The organism is Haloleucobacter ellipsoideus, assembly GCF_052491725.1.
Map to the genome: position 1 here is coordinate 326,184 of NZ_JBQWAR010000017.1, position 17,443 is coordinate 343,626.

Sequence of the window (17,443 nt, forward strand, 5' to 3'; positions counted from 1 at the left end):
TTTTCACCGGGGCCTTCTGTTTTCACTCTCGGATCACTGCTTGATGACTTCGGCCGTCGGGCGCGGAGTCGCCGCCGTGGAGGCCGGCAGGACCGGAATGGTCGTGGTGGGCGCCTTGCCCGTCAGCGAGTGGAGGAAGGCCACGATGTCCTTCACTTCCTGATCGTTCAGCTTCTCGCCGAGCTGGGATTCAGCCATGATGGCGACAGCCGTCTCCAGGCTCCACACCTTGCCGGAGTGGAAGTAGGGGGCGGTCAGCGCCACATTGCGCAGCGGGGCGGCGCGGAACACATATTCGTCGTCCGCCGTTTCCGTCACGGCAAAGCGGCCCTTGTCGTCCGCGGGCAGGATTTCCGCGCCGGGCTTTTCGATCAGGCCGAAGGGATAGTAGCCGTTGCCGCCAACATTCACGCCGTTGTGGCAGGCGGTGCAGCCCTTGTCGATGAACAGGGCGAGGCCCTTCTTCTGCTCGGCGGTCAGGGCGTCATCATTGCCGTTCAGCCACGCGTCGAAGGGCGAGGGCGTCAGCAGGGTGGCTTCATAAGCCTCGATGGCGCGGGCCATGTTGTCGAACGTGACAGGATCCTTCTCCTTGGGGAAGGACTCCTGGAACTCCTTCACATAGGCCGGGATGCTCTTCAGCGTCTTCACCACATTTTCAGGGGTGTTCGCCATTTCCACGCTGGCCTGGATCGGGCCCTTGGCCTGTTCCTTCAGGTCGCTCGCGCGGCCGTCCCAGAACTGGGCCTCGTTCAGCACGGAGTTGAACACGGTCGGCGAGTTGCGCGGGCCGCGCTGCCAGCCATGGCCGATGGAGGTTTCCAGATTGTCCGCACCACCCGTCGCCAGGTTGTGGCACGAGTTGCAGCTGAATACGCCGGACGCGGACAGGCGCGGATCAAAGAAGAGCTTCTTGCCGAGCTCGATCTTCTCATCCGTGATCTTGTTGTCCTTCAGGGCGGGAATTGTGGAAGGCAGCGGCTTGAACAGTTCAAGCGCGGATTCCCGCAGATTTTCGGTTGCCGCCATTGCAGAAACCGGAAAGGCAAGCGCACTGGTCATCAGTAGCGCCAGAAGTGTCTTCTTCATTTCAGACCCCCATACTTTGCTATCCCGGAGGCTAGCGCAATACTGGAAGTCCCGCCTTGATTTTGATTAATTCCAAACAGAGGCCAGTAACAAGACTGGGGATAACGCACAGGAAACCGGTTGTGACAAGTTGTCCGGGGGAGGGGTTTCGCGCCTCAGATCTCGCTGGTGCGCGGCTCGCGCGGGCCTTCGGGCTGGTCGGCCAGCGCGGCATACAGGCTCTTGCGGGCAAGATTGGGGTTGTAGTGCGGGTCCACCATCCGTGAGGTGCCCCAGCACTCCTCCATCCGCGCGCGCTGCGCCTTGAGCCTTTCGCGGTGCGCCTTGGAGCGCTTTTTCCCGCGGGAGACCGACTCATGGTGGATCAGGCCCGTATAGGGGGTGAACACCACGTCAAAGCCCGCCCGTCGCGCCCGCAGGCACAGGTCGATGTCATTGCAGTCTTCGGCGAAGCGCACCTCATCCAGCGGGCCGGTGATGTTCCAGACATCGCGGCGGATGAGCAGGCAGGCGCCGGTGACTGCCGAGAGATTCTGCCGCACCAGCAGCCGGTCCTCATATCCGCCCGCCTGTGCGCCGGCATGGGCGAACCAGTGGCCGGCATAGCGGAACAGCCCGACAATGACGCCGGCATGCTGCACGGTCCTGTCCGGATACAGCAGCTTGGCGCCCACCACGCCGGCGCGGGGCAGGGCGCTCAGGCTCACCATCTCGCTGAGCCATCCGCCATCAATGACCTCGATATCATTGTTGAGCAGCAGGATCAGCTCGCCCTTCGCCTGCTCAACGCCCGTATTGCAGATGCGCGGATAGTTGAAATCACCATCGTCGCGCACGATCAGCGTCTGGGGCCATGCGGCGCGGATCTCGTCAAAAAGCGCGAAGGTCTCCGCCTCGACAGACCCGTTGTCGACAATGATGATCTCAAAGGCGCGATAGGTGGTATTCCCGATCAGGGTGCGCAGGGCCATGCCCAGCAGGTCCGCCCGGTCTCGGGTGGGAATGACGATGGAGACCAGCGGTTGCGGGCTGGGCAGGGGGAAAAGCGGGCGCAGATGGCGGCCATCCGCGCTCATCTCCACCGGCACACCCAAAGCGCGCTCCAGCATGGCGGCAGCCTGGGGCAGGGTGTCTGGTGCAAAGCCGGGCCGGGCCGCGCCATGCGCACCGCAGCCGATGCGGGGAATATGGCGCACCTGTGCGGGCATCAGCTCCGCCGTATGGCGCAGGAGCAGGTCATAGAGGCAGGCCTGCCCCGCATTCGGGGCGAAACCCAGCCGCAGCGCATCGGTGCGCTTCAGGGCAAGAAGGTGGCCCATATAGAAACTGGCCTGAAGCAGATGCGGGTTGAAGGCCGGCTTGAAAATGCCGCGCACGGGGGTGCCGGTGCTGTCCAGCTCCTCCTCATCGCTATAGGCGAGCGCGCAGTCATCATGACGGGCAAAGGCATCGCGCAGCATCGCCACCGCATCACGTGTGGGGCGGACATCGGGAGCGAGCGGGCAGATGAGCCCGCCCTGTGTGGCCATCAAGGCCGCCTGAAGCTGGGCTGGCAGGCTGCTTTCCCGCGCATGGACGATCTGGAAGGGGGGAATGGAGAAGGTGGAAAAGGCCGGGCGCAGGAGGGCGGAAAGGGCTTCGGCGTCACCGGCCCGCTCCGGCGGCAGGGCGATGATCCACTCGAAATGCGGGTCATTCTGCCGCGCCAGCGCCAGTGCGCAGGCCAGCAGACTGGCGGAAGACGAGTCCGCGGCGGCGCTGATGAAGGCGAGGCGGGGAGCGGCATCGGGAGCCGGAACGACGGCAAGGTCTTCCACATGGCGGGCGCGAAAGCGCTGGTAGCGGGCGATATCCCGGCGGGAGCGGCCGCCGGTGGTTTCCACCAGCGCTGTCAGCGCGCCCCGCAGCGTGCGCGCGGCTGCCCCCGCGGCTTTCCAGCGCCGGGCGACGGAGGGCTCATCAAAGCTGCCCTGCACAAAGGCGTGCAGTTTCAGTTCCACCTTGCTGAAGGGATAGTGGCCAAGGCGCGGCATATTGCCCGCTGCACATGAGATCCTGATTCGATGCGTCCCTTCGGGCAGAAGAACCGCACCGGGTTCGCCCTCTTCCAGCATGGCGGTCGCGAGGACCGCGCCCTTCCTGTCGAGAGCGTGAAGGCGCGGGTCCGGCCCGGCATGGGTGACCACGAAGATGCACATCTGCTCAGCCCGCAGCGCCCGCATGCGCCAGGGCAGGCGAAAGAGCCATGTGTCCGGGGCATCAGCCGCGCCGCGCAGCCAGCGGGGAGGGATATGTGTGGTCATCATGGCAGGCCAGCAGCTTCCTTCGCAGTGCACGGGCTGTTGAAGCACTCCTGTGCCCGCAAAAGCAAGCGCATGAGCGGTGTGTGGATGCTGCATTGCAAGCTTGGGGGTTGACGATAGAGTGGTTGCTCCGTCAAGCCTTTCAACACACAAGTTTCAGGCAGCCCGTTGAACCGGATGCCGATTTCAGAGCGGAGAGTGTCGATGTCGCGCAAAGAGGTGGATCTGTTCGTCATCGGGGCTGGCTCGGGCGGGGTGCGGGCTGCGCGTATTGCCGCGCAACATGGCGCGCGGGTGATGATGGCGGAAGAGTTCCGCACCGGCGGCACCTGCGTCATCCGCGGATGCGTGCCCAAGAAGCTCTTCGTCTATGCCTCGCGCTATGCGCATGAGCTGGAGGACATGGCCGGCTTCGGCTGGCAGGTGGGCGAGGCCCGTTTTGACTGGCCCACCCTGATTGAAAACAAGAACAGGGAAATCGCCCGCCTTGAGGGCATCTACAAGCGCAATGCGGAAGCGGCGGGTGTGGAGCAGGTGGCCTCGCGCGCTGTGGTGACGGGGCCGAACACGGTGCGCATCGAGGCGACGGGAGAAGAGATTCAGGCGCGCTATATTCTCGTCGCCACCGGTGGCCGGCCCTCTCTGGGGCCGGATATTCCCGGCCGTGAACTGGCCATCACCTCCAATGAGTTCTTCGATCTGCCGCGCTTCCCCAAGCGTGTGCTCATTCAGGGCACGGGCTATATCGGGCTGGAATTTGCCTGCCTGCTGCGCGGGCTGGGGGCGGAGGTGTTCCTGGCCTCGCGCAGCGGCCATGTGCTGCGCGGGTTCGATGAGGAAGTGCGCACCCATGTGCTGGCCGAGGTGGAGGCATCCGGCATCCAGATGGTGAAGGGTGTCTCCTTCAGCCGTATCGATGCGACAGCGGATGGCGGGCGGCGCGTCACCTTCTCCGACGACAGCACGCTGGAGGTGGATGCGGTGCTGCTGGCCATTGGCCGCGTGCCCAATGCGCAGGGGCTGGGGCTGGCGGAAGCCGGCGTCGCGCTCGACAAGGTGGGCGCTGTGGTGGTGGATGAGTATTCCCGTTCTTCCGTGCCATCCATCTATGCGGTGGGCGATGTCACCAATCGCGTGAATCTCACCCCGGTGGCCATTCGCGAGGGGCATGCCTTTGCCGATACCGTGTTCGGCAACAAGCCCTGGGTGGTGGACCATAGCCTGATCGCCACCGCCGTGTTCTGTGAGCCGGAGGTCGGCACGGTGGGGCTCTCGGAAGAGGCGGCCCGCCACAGGGGGCATGAGGTGGATATTTACAAATCCGCCTTCCGCCCGCTGAAGGCCGCTCTTTCCGGCCGCCAGAGCCGCATGTTCATGAAGCTGGTGGTGGATGCGAAGAGCGACCGGGTGCTGGGCTGCCATATCATTGGCGAGGCGGCGGGGGAGATGATCCAGCTTGCGGCGATCGCTCTGGGCATGGGCGCCACCAAGGCGGATTTCGATCGCACTGTCGCGGTGCACCCCACCGCCGCGGAAGAGCTGGTGACCATGCGCACCAGGGCGAACTGAGAGCGGCCAGAGGTGCCGGAGTGATGAAAAAGGGCGGCGCCATGTGGTGTCGCCCTTTTTTATGGCTGGAACGGGCTGGATGACGCCAGGGCCCCGGCCGCCGCTCAGTCTGCCTGATGACCGAACAGCTTGCCGCCTTCCGCCCACAGGACGGCCAGCAGCGCCAGAACGCTCAGCACCAGATAGGTGAGGGTGAGCGGCAGCACCGTGCCATCCAGCATCCGCCCGGCCAGCAGGCCCAGAATGGCCGACATCAGCGTGGTGTAGCAGCCAATGAAGGAAGAGGCCGTGCCGGCCACCGCGCCCAAAGGCTCCATCGCCATGGAGTTGAAATTCGGCACGGTGAGCGAAAACAGGAACTGGGCCAGGGCCAGCAGGGCAATGAACAGCAGCAGTGGTGGGTGCCCGTTCCACATCATGGCGCAGGCCACCATCACCGCCGAAACCAGCATGAAGCCGACCACCCCGCCATGCGAGAGGCGGCGCATGCCGATGCGCCGCACCAGAATGGCATTGATGAAGGAGGCAACCGCCATCACGCTCGCAACTGCCGCAAATACCAGCGGGAACCAGTGGCCCAGCTTGTAGACCTCGGTTTCGAACACCTGTGATGATGTGCCCACATAGGTCATCAGCGCCCCCACCATGAGGCCGATGGCAGTGGAATAGCCAAGGGCCCGCTGGCTCTTCACCGTCAGGCGGATGCCGGCGCTGATGCCCGAGAGCGAGAAGGGGGTGCGATATTCCGGGTGCAGCGTTTCCGGCATGCGCAGGGAGAACCACACCCAGAGCAGCGCGGCCAGCACCAGCATGGATACGAAGATGAGGTGCCATGGCCCGAACAGCAGCGCCAGCGAACCTATGGCCGGGGCCAGAATGGGCACGACCAGAAACACCATCATGGCAAAGGACATGATGCGCGCCATGTCGCGCCCCTCATATCTGTCTCGCACGATGGCGACAGAGAGCACGCGCGGGGAGGCCGCCCCGATACCCTGGATGACACGGGCGACGATGAGCCAGGTGAAGTCATTCACCAGCAGCGCCAGAATGCCGCCGGCCATATAGATGGCCAGCCCGGCCGCCAGGAGCGGGCGGCGGCCGAAGACATCGGACAGCGGACCATAGAAGATCTGCGCCGCGCCAAAGCCGATGAGATAGGCATAGATGGTGACCTGCACATCATTGGCGTGGTTCAGGCCGAAATGATCGCTCATCGCCGGAAAGGCGGGCAGCAGGTTGTCGATGGAAAAGGCGGTTATGCCCATCATCAGCGCGATAAGGGCGACGAACTCGGGAAAGGGCAGAGGGGAACTGTCCCGCGTCTTGGGCAGGGACGTGTCCTGGGGAGTGGCCATGGTAGCTCGATGAGGTGCGTGTCCCGCAACAGACACAGGCAGACAAACGGGAACGGACACGCGCTCATGCGGGCTTGCGCCTTGCGCGGTTCCGGCTGGGGGCAGACATAAGCGAAGTTCTGCACCAGGAGAAGAGAGCTTTGCGCATGCCCCAAGGGCTGACGCAAGGGCAGGATTCAGGCCGCGCGGGTCTTGGCACAGGCCGCTTCCGCCCTGTCTCCGAAGCTCTGGCCCCGAAGCCCTCGCTCCGGTGCCGGGGCGGGTCAGTCGCCGTGATACAGTTCGCTCATGTCCCAGCCGGGCAGTTCCGGGCCAAGCTCATGCTCGAACGAGATGATCCTGAGGCCATCGGACGAGGTCTTGCAGCGGAAGAACAGGCGGTACCAGTGTCCATGGTCGCGCACGAGGGCCCCTCTGGCGATGATTTCGGTGCCATGCTTTTCCGGGTCGGACAAGGCATAGGCAATCACCTTGTCGGGCTTGAAGCCTGCATGGTGGCTGGCAACCTCGCTGCCGGCGCGCTCATCACAGCGCTGTTCGATGCGGGTGCCGAGCTCCAGCTTCAGCAGGGAACGGCTGTGGACATCATGTGCAGGCTCTGCCGCCGAGAGGCCACCAATGGGAGCAAGGGCCAGCGCGGCGCAAAGAATGATGGTTCTGGAATGGAGCATGACGGCCTTCTGAAGGCGGAATGTGACCGTGAAATGGCAGGCCCATCGCCACTCCGCCGTTACCGGGATGGCCGCTCGGGAGATTCCATCTTTCTTTGCACCCAGGGGTGGAAAACGCCGGGCCTTCACACCAAATGTCGGAGGAGCATTGTCCTTCCGAAAGTGTCCGTGTTCATGTATAAGCCGTCGTTCCGGCGCGCGAACACAAGCGGAACGCCTTGCCGGAACCCAAACCGGGCTGCCATGGGGCTGCCCGTTTCGAGATATGCATGATGGAGAGTCTTATGGTGACCCGCCCGCACTCCGCACCCGTCCCTGGCGCCGAGGCTTCCCGCCGCGCCGAAGGCTGGCGTCCGGAGAGCTGGCGGCTTTATCCCGGCGTGCAGATGCCTGATTATCCGGACAAGGCCGCACTTGCCGAGGTGGAGACCAAGCTCGCCTCCTATCCGCCGCTCGTTTTTGCCGGCGAGGCCCGCAAGCTGAAGGCCGAGCTGGCCCGCGTGGCCCGCGGCGAGGCCTTCCTGCTGCAGGGCGGCGATTGCGCCGAAAGCTTCGAGGAACATTCCGCGGACAATATCCGCGATTTCTTCCGGGTATTCCTGCAGATGGCGGTGGTGCTCACCTTCGCCGGATCCTCGCCGGTGGTGAAGGTCGGGCGCATTGCCGGCCAGTTCGCCAAGCCGCGCTCGTCTGACACCGAGACGGTGGATGGCGTGACCCTGCCCAGCTACCGTGGTGACAATGTCAACGACATCGCCTTCACGGCGGAAGCCCGTGTGCCGGACCCGCGCCGCCAGATCGAGGCCTATCGCCAGTCCGCCGCGACGCTGAACCTGCTGCGCGCCTTTGCCAATGGCGGCTATGCCAATCTTGGCAATGCCCATACATGGATGCTGGGCTTCGTGAAGGATTCGCCCCAGTCCTCCCGCTATCAGGAGCTGGCGAACCGCATCACCGAAGCGCTGGACTTCATGCGCGCCTGCGGCATCGACCCGAACAACCATCCGGAGCTGAGCTCGACGGACTTCTTCACCAGCCATGAAGCGCTGCTGCTTGGCTATGAACAGGCCCTGACCCGTGTGGATTCCACTTCTGGCGACTGGTACGACACCTCCGGCCACATGCTGTGGATCGGCGATCGGACCCGTCAGCCGGACCATGCGCATGTCGAGTTCTTCCGCGGCATCCGCAACCCCATCGGCATCAAGTGCGGCCCTTCGCTCTCGCCTGATGGGCTGATCCGCCTGCTGGACATTCTCCAGCCGGACAATGAGGCCGGTCGCATCACCCTCATCGCCCGCTTCGGCGCGGACAAGGTGGGTGAGCATCTGCCCGCGCTGGTGCGCGCCGTGGAGAAGGAGGGGCGCACGGTGGTGTGGTCCTGTGACCCGATGCACGGCAACACCGTCAAGGCGGCCTCGGGCTACAAGACCCGTCCGTTCGATCTGGTGCAGAAGGAAATCCGCACCTTCTTCGAGGTTCATGCGGCTGAGGGTACCATTCCCGGCGGCGTGCATCTGGAGATGACCGGCAAGGATGTGACCGAGTGCACGGGCGGCGCCCGCGCCATTACGGATGAGGGCCTGCGGGATCGCTACCACACCCAGTGTGATCCGCGTCTCAATGCCGAGCAGTCCATCGAAACCGCCTTCATGGTGGCCGAGCTGCTCAAGAAGGAGCGCGAATCCCGCGGCCGTGCCCAGCCGGTTGCGGCGGAGTGATCCAGCGCTGATCCTGCCAGACATCAAGACACCCCCGGTGCAAACCGGGGGTGTTCTGTTTTGGGGGGGCCTGTCTTGAGGCAGGCGTGCCGCGGGTCTCCTATCGCGCTCTTGCGCGCTGATCCGGCCCACGCTCCGGGCGGGTGTTTTCCGGCTGAATATCAGGCGCCTTGAGGCAGGTGGGCCAGAATGGTGCGCCCGCTAGCTTTCGGGCGGCTGGCGGCGTGTCACACGCGGTGTGGTGTCCGTGTCCGGATCATGTGAGACATTCTTCACCCGGAACCATGTGCCGATTGCCGCGCCAAGCAGGGCGCCTGTCGAGCCGGCGAGGAAATCCGTCACCTTCGGGGTGCGCCCCGGCGAAAAATGCTGCAACACTTCCATGAGCCCCGCGAGCGCGACCAGCCCCAGCATGATGAGCGCAAGATTGCGCCGGCCGGGCAGGGCCAGCACAAGCAGGGTGGCAGCGGCATAATAAGCGCAGAAATGCTCGATCCACCCCGGCACGTGCAGCCGCACCATGGCGCTTCCCGGCAAAAGGGAGAGGGTGACGATGATGATCAGCCCGCAGGCCGCAACAGCCTTGAGCAGGTGGGAGGGTTTTGTCATGGATAGGAAGGGTTTCTCCCGGGCATTTCGGAGGAGTGACAGGCGGCACGGTCGCATATTCCATGTCGCCGGGGGTATGACCTGACGCAGGGATGCGGTTTTTCTCGCCCCTTATCCGGCCTGTTTCCGACGAAAGCGCGGCAGTGTCTTCACCAAGGACAGTGTCATCCGGGCGAGGACATCTCCCGGCTTTTCAAATTTCCAGATAACATATTGAAATAAAACTGTCTTTCAGGCGGCCATGCGGCTGGCATGCCTGTTGCACTCTTCTCGGCAAGTGACAGCGCATGAATTGCATCATGCGGAGAGGTCACAGGGCCTGCATTGCGGGTCTTGCCAGGGAGAAAGCATATGAAGTTTGGAAAGATCGCCTGTCTGGCCACGGCTCTTGCCTGCATGCCGGCATCGGGTCTCATGGCGCAGGAGGCAGGGCAGGGCCCCCTGAAGATCGGGGCTATGGTGGATATGAGCGGTGTCTATTCCCGCCATGGTGGGCCGGGCGTGGTCGAGGCCGTGAAAATGGCTGTCGAGGATTTCGGCGGAAAGGTGAATGGCCGGCCGATTGAAGTTGTCTCTGCCGATTACCAGAACAAGGTGGATGTCACCTCGGGTATCGCACGGCGCTGGTTTGACAGTGAGAATGTCCGCATGGTGGTGGAATCCACCGATAGCGCCTCGGCCCTTGCGCTGTTTCGCCTGGGCGACGAGAAAAAGCGCATCATCATTGGCGCGGGCTCTGCGACAACTGCCCTGAGCAATGATGGCTGCATGCCCTATGGCATTCACTATGTCTATGACACATATGCCCTTGCCACCGGCACCGGCACGGCCATCGTGCAGGAGGGCGGCAAGAACTGGTATTTCATCACGGCCGATTATGCCTTCGGGCATGCCCTTGAGGCGGATACCAGCCGGGTGGTTCTGGCTGATGGCGGCAAGGTGCTGGGCAATGTGCGGGTGCCGCTGTCCAGTGTGGACTTCTCTTCCTATCTGTTGCAGGCGCAGTCCTCGGGCGCGCAGGTGATCGGCCTTGCCAATGCCGGGACGGATTTCGTGAACTCCGTGAAGCAGGCCAGTGAGTTCGGCATTACCGAGGGCGGGCAGAGCCTCGCGGCCATGCTGGTGTTCATCAATGATGTGAAGGCGCTGGGGCTGCCCGTTGCCCAGGGGCTGAAATTCACGACCGGCTTTTACTGGGATCGTGATGATGAGAGCCGGGCCTTTTCCAGCAAATATCATGCGCGCATGAAGGCGGAGCCCTCGATGGTGCAGGCCGGGGCCTATTCGGCCACCATGCATTATCTCAAGGGTGTCGCGGCCACGGGCACGGACGATGCCGGGAAGGTGACGGAATGGATGAAGGCCAATCCTGTCAATGACTTCTTCGCGAAGAATGGGGTGATCCGGCCGGATGGGCGCATGGTGCATGACATGTATCTGGTGGAGGTGAAGACACCGGATGAATCCACCGGCGAGTGGGATTTGATGAAGGTGCTGCGCACCATTCCCGGGGATCAGGCCTTTCGCCCACTGGATCAGTCCACCTGTCGTCTGGTGAAGAAGGGCTGAGGCGTTTCCTCGGCTCCCGTTTTCCCGCCCGGCTCCGGCCGGGCCGGAGAGGGGCAGGGCGCTCATTTCCATCCCGTTCCCTGGCAGTGTCCTGCCCCTGTTCATCCGTGATGCGGAAGCCGGCCTTCGTGTGTCTCAGCGGTTCGGCATCTCCGCCAACTTCTTGTAGAGATAGGAGCGCGAGATGCCGAGTTCCTCGGCCGCCCGCTTCTTGTTGCCATTGTGGCGCTCCAGCGCTTCACGGATCAGGGCGTGCTCCACATTTCCCACCGTTTCGCGAATGGTGTTGGAAGGCGGGGAGAGGGGCTGGGCCTGGTGCTGTTCCGGCATGTCTTCCAGGCTGCTGAAGTTTCTGGCTGTCAGTTCGGCGCCATCGGCGAAGATCATGGCGCGCTGGATTTCATGATGCAGCTGGCGGACATTGCCCGGCCAGGAAAGGCTTTGCAGCAGCTCAAGCGCCCGCGGATGAATGCGGCGCACATTGGAGCCGATACGCTGCCCCACCCGCTGCACGAAATGGCGGGCGAGCAGCGGAATATCCGCCGAGCGCTGGCGCAGGGGAGGCACGGTGAGCGTGACGCCATTGATGCGGAAATAGAGATCTGCCCGGAAGGCTTCTTCGGAAATCATCCGCCGCAGATCGCGATTGGTGGCGCTGATGAGACGGAAATTGGTGGTGCGGGTCCGGTTGGAGCCGACACGCTCGAAGACGCCATTCTCGATCACCCGCAGCAGTTTCACCTGTGTTTCCATCGGCATGTCGCCGATTTCATCCAGAAACAGGCTGGAGCGGTCGGCCATCTCGAACTTGCCGCTGCGTCCCTCGCGCCGTGCACCGGTGAAGGCGCCGCCCTCATAGCCAAACAGTTCGCTTTCCACGAGGGTGGAGGGCAGCGCGCCGCAATTCACCACCACCATGGGCCGCTCCACCCGGCGGCTGAGATTGTGAATGGCGTGGGCCACCAGCTCCTTGCCGGAGCCGCTCTCGCCGGAGATGAAAACCGGCACATCCAGCGGGGCGACCTTGCGGATTTCGTCCTTGAGCTGGCGGATGGCATCGCTTTCACCGACGATTTCATCCAGCCCGAAAGCGCGATGGCGCAGGCCCGCCAGCTCCTTCTTGTAATAGTCCACCTCGGCCCGCAGGGAGGAGATCTGGCGCGAGAGTTCATGCACCTCCTCGGGGGCCTTGAACAGCACCCGTCCGATGGCCCCCACCAGATGGCCATCGCGCAGGATGGGGATGCGGTTCACCACGCGGGTGACATCGCGCATTTCCTGCACCTGCCCGATTTCCGCCGTGCCGCTCTTGGCGACAATATGAAGGCGGGTGTTCTCGATGACATCATCGACAGGACGGCCCACCGCATCTCCGCGCGCATGGCCGAAGAAGCGCTCATGAACCGGGCTGAGATAGCGCAGCACCGCCTCATGATCGACAACCGTGACACCCTCATAAGGATTGGTGAGAAAGTGATTCAGGATGTCGAAGGCGATGTCCACACTGACGATGAAGTCCATGAGCGTGGATGTCTTGTCCTCGGGGTGGACAATCAGCGCGGTTTGTCCATCCGCCACATGGCCCGTGAGGACCACATAGGATGCATCCTGGAAGGTGAGCGCGCAAATGCGCTTTCCCGCCGCAACGCCCCGCGCATGACGCGCCACCGCCTCCGCGAGGCCCGAGAGGCGCGCCGGCTCTGTCGCGAAGGAGACGGTGCCAGTGTCGTCGATGAGGACAATGTCCAGGGGGGCAGACATGCTGTGTTCCGGGTGTTCCGTCGGAGGACAGTGGCTCCGATCGAGTGTCCATGGTGAGAACATCAAACAGGAATGGTGAGACGAGCGCAAGAGGGAAAATTCAGGAAACACATGGATTTGAGAAGATTGGCACGAACATTGCTTATTGAGTATCGCCCAAGGATGCCAAACAATGAATATCGCCAATCCAACTGTTGCCACCCTGCCTGTTTCGGATCTGCCGCCCGGTCGCAGCTCGGACAAGTTCCGCATGCTGGATGGCGTGCGCGTGCTGGATCTGACAACGTCCATCGCCGGCCCCTATTCCACCATGCTGCTTGCCGATTTCGGAGCGGACGTAGTGAAGGTGGAGCGACCGGGCGGTGATGATGCCCGCCATTGGGGCCCTCCCTTTCTGGATGGGGAGTCTCTCTGGTTCCTCTCCGTCAACCGCAACAAGAAGAGCGTGCGGCTCGATTTTTCCGGCCCGGAAGGACGCGAGGTGCTGGCCGGCCTGCTCGACAAGGCGGATGTGCTGGTGACAAACCAGCTCCCATCCGTGCAGCGCAAGTTCGGGCTGGATGCGCAGACCGCGCGGGCCACCCGCCCGGGGCTGGTGCATGTCTCGCTCACCGGCTTTGGTCTCGATGGCCCTTATGCCGCGCGCCCCTGTTATGATCTGATCGCTGAAGGCTATTCCAGCGTGATGGACCTGACGGGGCCGGCCGCCAGCGCGCCGCAAAAGGTGGGTTCACCCGCGGCTGACATGCTGGCGGGCGCGGACGCCGCGCTGGCGACACTGGCCGCCCTGAACCGGCGCGCGGCAACAGGGCAGGGCTGCGCCATAGATGTGGCGCTGGCGGAGAGCATGATCCGCTTCATGTCGCCGCGCATCGTGCCCTATCTCGGCTCGGGCGAGGTGCCACGCCGCAGTGGCGGCACGGACAGCGTCATCGCCATCTACCAGACCTTTGAGACGGCAGACCTGCCGATGACCCTCGGCCTCGGCAATGATGCCATCTGGAAGCGCTTCTGGGAGGCGGTGGGGGATCCGCAGGGCGCGGAGGGGGCAGATGTGGCCACCAATGCCGCCCGCCGCACCAATCGCGCCCGGATCGTGGAGCGGATCCAGTCCATCCTGATCGGCCGGCCGCGTGCCGAATGGCTTGAGCGCCTTGAAAAGGCGCGTGTTCCGGCCGGGCCCATCTACCGGGTCGATGAAGTCGTTCAGGATCACCACTTCCGCGAGCGTGAAACCTTCTTCCAGATCGCGCAGGATGGCCGGCAGATCCCGCAGGTTTCTCTGGGCATCCATATCGATGGTGAAGCCGCAGGCTATGTCAGCGCCCCGCCACGGCTGGGCCAGCATAGTGAGACGGTGCTGCGCGATCTTCTTGGATATGACCCGGAAAAAATCGAGACGTTGCGCAGGTCGGGCGTGATCTGAACGCAGCCTGAACAGGAATTCTGGAAGGAAAGCCCATGTCTTACGAAACCATTCTGTATCACGAAGATGGTCCTGTCGGCACGCTGACCCTGAACCGGCCGGATGATGGCAACATGTTCAATGCCACCATGTGCCGTGAACTGCGCGATTGCATCGAGACCGTGCGCAATGAAACCCGCACGCGGGTGCTGGTGCTTACCGGGGCGGGTGACCGCTTCTTCTGTACGGGCGGGCGCAAGGATGGGCTGGAGGAGACCCATCTCTATGCCGGCGTGCTGCCGACACTGGAAATGTATGACGCGATAGAGCGGCTCCAGAAGCCGGTGATTGCCAGCGTGAATGGCTACGCTGTCGGCGGCGGCAATGTGCTGCAGATGGTGTGCGACCTTTCCATCGCCAAGGAAAGCGCCATCTTCCGTCAGGTGGGGCCGATGGTTGGCTCGTTCGATGCCGGCTATGGCACCTGGTATCTTGAGGATCTGGTGGGCAAGCGGCGCGCCAAGGAGATCTGGTATCTCAACGAGAAGCTCACCGCCCGGCAGGCTCTGGACTATGGCCTGATCAACAAGGTGGTGCCGGATGATGAGCTGGCCAGCGCCACCCGTGACATGGCCATGACCATTGCCGAGCGCGGCCCCTTTGCCATCGCCGCCCTGAAGGCCGCCTTCTCCGCCCGCCATTCCGGCGTTGGCGGGCTGGCACGCCTGTCTCATGACCTGCTGCTGCGGGGCTATCTCGACAGCGATGAATCCCGCGAACTGGCGGAATCCTTTGCCGGGCGCCGCAAGCCGGACCCGTCGCGGTTCGGCCAGTGAGCCCTGTGGCAGGAGGGATGAAGCAGCCATGCGTTCGACATTTCTGACCCTTCATGATCCGGCGACCGCGCGGGCCTATTATGCCGCGGGCCTGTGGCGGGATGAAACCCTTTACGGGCTGGCGGCCGCCCACGCCGCCGCGCGCCCCCATGCCTATGCCCTGCGTGATGGCGTCCACCGCCTGACATGGGCCGGGCTTGTGCGCTGGGCCGATGCCATGGCGGCAGATCTGCTCGATGCCGGGCTGCATGCCGGAGCACGGGTGGGCGTGTGGCTGCCCAACCGGGTGGAGGCGACGGTGGTGTTCCTCGCCTGTTCGCGGGCCGGGTTCGTCTGCACGCCCTCGCTGCACCAGAACCATACGGTGGGCGAGATCGCGACCCTGATGGAGCGTTGTGATGCGGCCGCCCTCATCGCCCAGCCGGGCTATGGCGCGGATGCGGACCGGCACGACATCTTCGCCGCTGCCCTCGCCTTGCCAGCCATGCGCCGGCTCTATGCGGTGGGCGAGGGGCATCCGGTTGTATCCGAGCGTGTGTCCGCTTTTCCGAAGGGGGAAGCGCCGGCCCATCTGCCGGAGCCTGTCTCCAACCCGGACAAGGTGACCTATCTCGCCTTCACCTCCGGCACCACGGGCCAGCCCAAGGGCGTGATGCATTCGGACAATACGCTGCTGGCGAATGGCCGGGCCATGGCGGCGGACTGGAAGCTGGATGCGGACACGGTGATCTATTCACTGAGCCCGCTGAGCCACCACATCGCAACTGTCGCGCTGGAACAGGCGCTGGTGGCCGGGTGCGAGCTGGTGGTGAATGATCTGCCCAAGGGTGCAAGCCCGCTGGATCGCATCATCGAGACCGGCGCGACCTATGTGATGGGTGTGCCCACTCATGCCATCGACATTCTGGGCGAGATGCAGCGTCGCGGCCTCAGCCGGATGGGGGCGGTGAAGACCTTCTATATGGCGGGTGCGGCCATTCCCATGGAGGTGGCGCGCCGTTTCCTCGCCCATGGCATCACGCCGCAGAACATCTATGGCATGACCGAGAATGGCTCGCACCAGTACACCATGCCGGATGACGACATGGAAACCATGGTGCGCACCTGCGGCAAGGCCTGTGCGGCCTATGAGGTGAAGATCTGGCGCCCGGATGCCCCGGATATCGAGGCCGCACCCGGCGAGGTGGGCGAGATTGGCGGGCGCGGGGCGTGTCTCACACTCGGCTATTTCGGCAACCAGAGCGCGACGGAACGCTCCTTCAATGCCCATGGCTGGTTCATGTCCGGTGATCTGGGGCGGCTGGATGCGGCGGGCAATCTGGAGATTGTCGGACGCTCCAAGGATCTCATCATCCGCGGCGGGCACAATATCTACCCCTCGCAGATCGAGGATCTCGCCATCCGCCATCCGGCGGCCTTCAAGGTGGCGGCCTTCCCGGTGCGCGATGACCGGCTGGGCGAGAAGGTGTGCCTCGCCGTCATCCCCAAAGACGGGCATGTGATCGCGGCCGAGGAGATGCTGGCGCATCTGTTTGAGGCTGGCCTCTCCAAATATGACATGCCCGAATATTTCATCGCGCTGGATGCCTTCCCGATGACGGCCAGCGGCAAGATCCTCAAGCGCGGCATGGTGGAGATGGCGCGGGCGGGCGAGCTGGAGCTCATGCCCGTGCGCTTTCGCCCGCCACACTCCACCCATGCGGCCAGCGGGGCCTGATCCGCAGCACAAGACAAGCCTGAGAAAGACAATGGCCCCGCCAAGAGGGCTGCATACAGGGAGAACATCATGGTGAAACTCGTGCGCGAGGGTGCTCTCGCCCTCATGACCCTTGACCGGCCGGAAGCGCTGAATGCGCTCTCCTTCGCCATCATCCGCGAGATTGGCGCGGCGATTGATGAAGCGGCGGGATGGGACATCCGCGCCCTCATCATCACCGGCGCGGGCGAGAAGGCTTTCTGCGCCGGCGCCGATATCAAGGAACTGATGGGCCGCTCGCTCATCGAGGAGCGTGAAGGGGCGGAGCTGGGCCAGCGCGTGTTCGCCAAGCTGGACAGTTTCAAGGTGCCCTCCATCGCCGCCATCAATGGCTTTGCCTTTGGCGGCGGGCTGGAACTGGCCATGGCCTGCACCTTCCGCGTGGCTTCACCAAAGGCGAAGCTGGGGCTGCCGGAAATCAAGCTGGGCCTCATTCCCGGCTATGGCGGCACCCAGCGCCTGCCGCGCCTCATCGGCGAGGGGCGGGCCATGGAAATGGTGCTGACCGGGCGCACAATTGCGGCCGGTGAAGCCCACGCCATGGGGCTCGTGAACCGGCTGGCCGAGGGGGATGTGGTGGAGGCGGCGAAGGCGTTTGCCGCTGAGTTCACCGGCTATGGCCTTCCCGCCCTCACGCTGGCGCGCGCCGCCGTGCAGCGGGCGCTGAATGTGCCGCTGCACGAGGGCCTGCGCACCGAGGCGGACCTCTCCACGCTTTCCTACCGCACGCAAGACGCGACCGAGGGGCTCAGCGCCTTCATCGAGAAGCGCAAGCCCCAGTTTCAGGACAAGTGAC

The 17,443-nt window shown here is 63.8% G+C and carries 13 protein-coding genes; 7 read left to right on the forward strand and 6 right to left on the reverse strand.

The features are described 5' to 3' along the window. Window positions 1–33: 33 nt before the first annotated feature. Window positions 34–1,089, reverse strand: a complete 1,056-nt coding sequence (locus tag ACT6QG_RS06790) for a cytochrome-c peroxidase (RefSeq protein WP_444976797.1) — start codon at window positions 1,087–1,089, stop codon at window positions 34–36. Window positions 1,090–1,244: 155 nt separating this feature from the next. Then, complete coding sequence (locus ACT6QG_RS06795; RefSeq protein WP_444976798.1) at window positions 1,245–3,395, reverse strand: glycosyltransferase family 2 protein; 2,151 nt, start codon at window positions 3,393–3,395, stop codon at window positions 1,245–1,247. A gap of 201 nt (window positions 3,396–3,596) precedes the next feature. On the opposite strand from ACT6QG_RS06795, the gene gor reads away from it, so the two are divergent. Next, window positions 3,597–4,961, forward strand: a complete 1,365-nt coding sequence (gor, locus tag ACT6QG_RS06800) for a glutathione-disulfide reductase (RefSeq protein WP_444976799.1) — start codon at window positions 3,597–3,599, stop codon at window positions 4,959–4,961. 104 nt (window positions 4,962–5,065) lie between these two features. Here the strand turns inward: gor and ACT6QG_RS06805 are convergent, their stop codons facing one another. Further along, the gene (locus ACT6QG_RS06805) at window positions 5,066–6,319 is read right to left on the reverse strand and encodes a multidrug effflux MFS transporter (protein WP_444976800.1); all 1,254 of its coding nucleotides are present in this window, start codon (window positions 6,317–6,319) and stop codon (window positions 5,066–5,068) included. Window positions 6,320–6,582: 263 nt separating this feature from the next. Then, complete coding sequence (locus tag ACT6QG_RS06810) at window positions 6,583–6,990, reverse strand: DUF930 domain-containing protein (protein ID WP_444976801.1); 408 nt, start codon at window positions 6,988–6,990, stop codon at window positions 6,583–6,585. A 284-nt stretch (window positions 6,991–7,274) separates the two neighbouring features. On the opposite strand from ACT6QG_RS06810, the gene ACT6QG_RS06815 reads away from it, so the two are divergent. Next, on the forward strand, window positions 7,275–8,711 hold the full coding sequence (locus ACT6QG_RS06815; RefSeq protein ID WP_444976902.1) for a class II 3-deoxy-7-phosphoheptulonate synthase: 1,437 nt from the start codon (window positions 7,275–7,277) through the stop codon (window positions 8,709–8,711). A gap of 201 nt (window positions 8,712–8,912) precedes the next feature. Here ACT6QG_RS06815 and ACT6QG_RS06820 read toward each other — a convergent pair whose 3' ends face one another. Continuing rightward, window positions 8,913–9,320 carry a VanZ family protein gene (locus tag ACT6QG_RS06820; RefSeq protein WP_444976802.1) on the reverse strand — a complete coding sequence of 136 codons (408 nt, stop codon included), beginning with the start codon at window positions 9,318–9,320 and terminating at the stop codon, window positions 8,913–8,915. A gap of 351 nt (window positions 9,321–9,671) precedes the next feature. Here ACT6QG_RS06820 and ACT6QG_RS06825 point away from each other — a divergent pair, with 351 nt between their 5' ends. Then, the gene (locus ACT6QG_RS06825) at window positions 9,672–10,889 is read left to right on the forward strand and encodes an ABC transporter substrate-binding protein (protein WP_444976803.1); all 1,218 of its coding nucleotides are present in this window, start codon (window positions 9,672–9,674) and stop codon (window positions 10,887–10,889) included. Between the two features lie 135 nt (window positions 10,890–11,024). Here ACT6QG_RS06825 and ACT6QG_RS06830 read toward each other — a convergent pair whose 3' ends face one another. Next, window positions 11,025–12,650, reverse strand: a complete 1,626-nt coding sequence (locus ACT6QG_RS06830) for a sigma-54 interaction domain-containing protein (protein ID WP_444976804.1) — start codon at window positions 12,648–12,650, stop codon at window positions 11,025–11,027. 172 nt (window positions 12,651–12,822) lie between these two features. Here ACT6QG_RS06830 and ACT6QG_RS06835 point away from each other — a divergent pair, with 172 nt between their 5' ends. The 4 genes from ACT6QG_RS06835 (at window position 12,823) to ACT6QG_RS06850 (ending at window position 17,442) form a co-directional block, all read left to right on the forward strand. Further along, on the forward strand, window positions 12,823–14,076 hold the full coding sequence (locus tag ACT6QG_RS06835) for a CaiB/BaiF CoA transferase family protein (protein WP_444976805.1): 1,254 nt from the start codon (window positions 12,823–12,825) through the stop codon (window positions 14,074–14,076). A gap of 35 nt (window positions 14,077–14,111) precedes the next feature. After that, entirely contained in the window at window positions 14,112–14,891 is a 780-nt protein-coding gene (locus ACT6QG_RS06840; RefSeq protein ID WP_444976806.1) for an enoyl-CoA hydratase-related protein, read from the forward strand. Between the two features lie 28 nt (window positions 14,892–14,919). Beyond that, window positions 14,920–16,608, forward strand: a complete 1,689-nt coding sequence (locus ACT6QG_RS06845) for a class I adenylate-forming enzyme family protein (RefSeq protein WP_444976807.1) — start codon at window positions 14,920–14,922, stop codon at window positions 16,606–16,608. 69 nt (window positions 16,609–16,677) lie between these two features. Next, window positions 16,678–17,442 (forward strand): enoyl-CoA hydratase/isomerase family protein, encoded by a 765-nt coding sequence (locus ACT6QG_RS06850; RefSeq protein WP_444976808.1) that lies wholly within the window; start codon window positions 16,678–16,680, stop codon window positions 17,440–17,442. The last annotated feature ends 1 nt before the right edge of the window (window position 17,443 follow it).